The sequence below is a fragment of the Acidovorax sp. KPB24-07 genome, from assembly GCF_057543315.1.
In genome coordinates this window covers 1-3,591 of the sequence record NZ_BAAJYS010000338.1, presented here as the reverse complement: position 1 = coordinate 3,591, position 3,591 = coordinate 1, and the positions used below count along the sequence as shown (strand labels likewise).

Here is a 3,591-nt window from a genome sequence, read left to right as displayed (position 1 = left end):
CGAGCGGGCCGCGGCGCGCGCCAGCGGCGCCCATCAGTGCGCAGCCCGGTCGTCTTCGGCGGGAACCGGCGACACCTTGAACCAGCGCACCGCGCCGCCCTTGGTGTGCAGCACGACGAACCGCAGGCCGCCCAGGTCGAGCGTCTCGCCGCGCTTGGGGGCACGGCCCATCTCGTGCGCGATCAGGCCGCCGATGGTGTCAAAGGGCTCGGTCCGGTCGGAGCCCGCGAGCACCGCGCCGAACGCCTCGGCCACCCGCTCGACCGGCGTGTCGCCGCTCACGCGGTAGGTGCGGTCGGCCAGGCCGAAGATGTCGCCCTCGTCCTCGGGGATGTCGAACTCGTCCTCGATCTCGCCCACGATCTGCTCCAGCACGTCCTCGATGGTGACCAGCCCGGCCACGCGGCCGAACTCGTCGATCACCACCGCCATGTGGATGCGGTTCACGCGGAACTCGCGCAGCAGGTCGTTCAGGCCCTTGCTCTCCGGCACGAAGGCCGCAGGGCGCAACAGCGCGCGGATGTTCAGCTCCGGCGCGCGCTGCAGCTTGAGCAGGTCCTTGGCCATCAGGATGCCGATGATGTTCTCGCGCTCGCCCTGATAGACGGGAAACCGCGAGTGCGCGGTGTCGATCACCTGGTGCAGCAGGGCATCGAACGGCGCCTCGATGTCGATCAGGTCCATGCGCGGGGCGGCCACCATCACGTCGCTGGCCCGCATCTCGGCCATGCGCAGCACGCGCTCGAGCATCACGCGGGCATCGGCGTTGATGATCTGGTTGTCTTCGGCTTCCGCCAGGGTGGCGATCAGCTCGTCGGTCGAATCCGGGCCGGGGTGGATGAACTCGACGAGCCGCTGCAGGAACGTGCGCTTGTCCTCTCGTTCGGACGGGCGCGCGGAATGGGGGTCGGACACGGTCTTGGAATGCAGGACGTGCGGTGGTTGATCAGGCCCCAAGGATAGCGGAAGCGCCGCGCTGGCGGCCCTGCCGGGCGCCCGGGGCCGTCATTCGGCCGACTGGTGGCGCCCGTCGCGCACGCCGCGCACGCCGCGCCGCACTTCCTGCAGCCCGGCCAGGAGCCGCCAGAACTGGCGGGCCTGCTTCTTGAAGCGGTAGTCCATCTCGGCGAACTGGTGCACCACCATCTGCGCCATGCGGGTGTCCAGGCCGGCGCGCGGCAGTTGCAGGTAGGCCTCGGACTCCGAGCCGTCGCGGCGCACGGTGGCGCCGGCATTGCGCGCGATTTTCAGCATGGCGGTGTTCTCGCTCAGGGCATGGATGAACACCATGCTCACGCCCTGGTTGCGCGCATGCATCACGGCGCGATCGAACAGCCGCGCGCCGAAGCCGCGCCCCCGCGCCTGACCCAGCACGGACACGCCGAACTCGGCGCAGCTTTGGTGCTCCGGCGAATCGGCGTAGGCGAGGTGGGCGACGGCGATGAGTTCGAGCCGCCGGTTGTAGATGCCGAAGATCTCGTCGCGCACGAAATCCAGCTGGTCCACATAGCGCTGCACCTGTTCGTCGCTGGCGGCGTAGCCGAAGCGCAGATAGCGGTCCGCAGGCTCCAGCCGCAGCAGGTGGGCGGCGATGCGCTCGCGGTGCCCGGGGCCGAGCGAGCGGATCGGCACCATGACCGGCGAGCTGCCCCGCCGGTGCGGCGGACGGGGCGCTTCGCTGCGCAGCACAGTGCCGCCTGCATCGGGGGACGCGCGAAGCCAGTCTTGGGTGGGGATCATGATGGCGCGATTTTAGGGTTTTCCCTTATCCCTGGCCAAACTTTTTGTTGCACTGCGGCGCAGCAGGCGAAGCCTCTCCGCCCCCGGACGGCGCCACAGACGGGCCCGAGGGCGCGGGCAGCTATGGATTCAAGAGCGCCTGCGCGCTACACCGGCACGGCGGTGGTGGCCTTCACGCGGTCCAGCACGAAGCTCGTCTTGCAATCCTGCACGCTGGGGTGCTTGAGCAGCGTGTCCATGATGAAGCGGCTGTAGTGCGCCATGTCGGCCACCACGACGCGCAGCAGGTAGTCCATCTCGCCCGTGAGCGCGGCGCACTCCACCACCTCGGGCCAGGTCTGCACGCTGGCGCGAAACAGGTCCATGGGGTTGCGCTTGTGGCTCTCGGTGTGCTTTTCGAGGCGCACGTTCAGGTAGGCCGTGAGGCCCAGCCCCACCGACTCGGGCCGGACCAGTGCCACGTAGCGGTCGATCACGCCACTGTCCTCCAGGCGCTTGGCGCGGCGCAGCACGGCGCTGGGCGACAGTCCCACCCGCTCGCCGATTTCGTCGTAGGTTTCGCGTCCGTTCACCTGTAAACAGCGCAAGATGGCGCGGTCGAGCTTGTCGAGTGCGTGGTCAGCGGTCATGGCGCAGGATTCTACGGATCTCGGGCACGGCTGCGAAGGTGGATTCCATCGCCGCCGAATGCACGTATGTCCCGATGTGGAAGGCCGCGCATCGTCGCAAAATCCCCAAAAAAGAACGGTCGTTCTTTTTTATAAGAGAGTGTTTTCACACCACCACCGGAGACAAACCATGTTCGTTGCATTCAGCCGCCTGCTGCGCGGTTTCGCTTTCGTCCTGGCCGCGTTCGCATTGCAGGGCTTGCAGGGCGCCAGCGCCCAGTCCGGCTACGCGCAGACCCGCTACCCCATCGTTTTGGTGCACGGCCTGTTCGGATTCGATTCCGCGCTGGGCGTGGATTACTTCTACCGAATTCCGCAGGCGCTGCAGCGCGATGGCGCCCGCGTGTTCGTGGCGCAGGTATCGGCGGCCAACAGCACCGAGGTGCGGGGCGAGCAGTTGCTGGCCCAGGTGAAGAACATCCGGGCGCTCACGGGCGCTGAGAAGGTCCACCTGATCGGCCATTCGCATGGCGGCCCGACGGCGCGGTACGTCGCCGGGGTGGCGCCGCAGTGGGTGGCGTCGGTCACCTCCGTGGGCGGCGTCAACCGCGGTTCGCGCGTGGCGGACGTGGTGCGCGGGGTCGCGCCCAAGGGCAGCGTGAGCGAGGCGGTGGCCAGCCAGGCGGCTTCGGCGCTGGTGGCGCTCATCAATCTGTCGTCGGGCGGCAGCGGCCTGCCGCAGATGCCGACCGCGGCGCTGGATTCGCTCACCACCGAGGGTTCGGCGCGCTTCAACCAGCGCTTCGGCGCGGGCGTGCCCACCAGCGGCTGCGGCGACGGGGCCGATCTGGTCAACGGCGTGCGCTACTACTCGTGGACCGGCGTGCGCACGGTCACCAACGTGCTCGATGCCAGCGACGCCCTGCTCGCCACGACCGGGCTGGTGTTCAACGAGGCCAACGACGGCCTGGTGTCGGCCTGCTCGGCACGCCTGGGCAAACACCTGGGCGACTACCGCCAGAACCATCTGGACGAGGTCAACCAACTGCTCGGCCTGCGGGACTGGCTGTCGGTGGACCCGGTCACGCTGTACCTGGACCAGGCCAACCGCCTCAAGAAAGCGGGCCTGTGACAACCCGAACCATGACGGACCGGCCAGTGACGCGCATCCCCGGCGCGGCACTGGCGGGGTGCGGCATCGCCGCGGCCGCCGCCCTGCTCTGGTGGGCCACGGGCGGCCCGG

Annotated in this window: 4 protein-coding genes; 1 reads left to right on the top strand and 3 read right to left on the bottom strand. The window is 68.9% G+C overall.

Going from position 1 to position 3,591, the window contains the following annotated elements; all coding sequences use genetic code 11:
- Positions 1–33: 33 nt before the first annotated feature.
- The 3 genes from AC27IQ_RS20465 to AC27IQ_RS20455 all read right to left on the bottom strand — a co-directional run bounded on the left by AC27IQ_RS20465 (position 34) and on the right by AC27IQ_RS20455 (position 2,369).
- Positions 34–915, bottom strand: a complete 882-nt coding sequence (locus AC27IQ_RS20465; RefSeq protein WP_272565200.1) for a CorC family transporter — start codon at positions 913–915, stop codon at positions 34–36.
- Between the two features lie 90 nt (positions 916–1,005).
- Positions 1,006–1,740 (bottom strand): GNAT family N-acetyltransferase, encoded by a 735-nt coding sequence (locus AC27IQ_RS20460; protein WP_487090587.1) that lies wholly within the window; start codon positions 1,738–1,740, stop codon positions 1,006–1,008.
- A gap of 146 nt (positions 1,741–1,886) precedes the next feature.
- On the bottom strand, positions 1,887–2,369 hold the full coding sequence (locus tag AC27IQ_RS20455; RefSeq protein WP_092745358.1) for an Lrp/AsnC family transcriptional regulator: 483 nt from the start codon (positions 2,367–2,369) through the stop codon (positions 1,887–1,889).
- 169 nt (positions 2,370–2,538) lie between these two features.
- On the opposite strand from AC27IQ_RS20455, the gene AC27IQ_RS20450 reads away from it, so the two are divergent.
- Complete coding sequence (locus AC27IQ_RS20450; RefSeq protein ID WP_317353226.1) at positions 2,539–3,480, top strand: lipase family alpha/beta hydrolase; 942 nt, start codon at positions 2,539–2,541, stop codon at positions 3,478–3,480.
- The last annotated feature ends 111 nt before the right edge of the window (positions 3,481–3,591 follow it).

Bases quoted from the DNA above. Each gene is read 5' to 3' on its own strand.
- AC27IQ_RS20460 (WP_487090587.1), bottom strand. From the start codon at position 1,740: ATGATCCCCACCCAAGACTGGCTTCGCGCGTCCCCCGATGCAGGCGGC.
- AC27IQ_RS20455 (WP_092745358.1), bottom strand. From the start codon at position 2,369: ATGACCGCTGACCACGCACTCGACAAGCTCGACCGCGCCATCTTGCGC.
- AC27IQ_RS20450 (WP_317353226.1), top strand. From the start codon at position 2,539: ATGTTCGTTGCATTCAGCCGCCTGCTGCGCGGTTTCGCTTTCGTCCTG.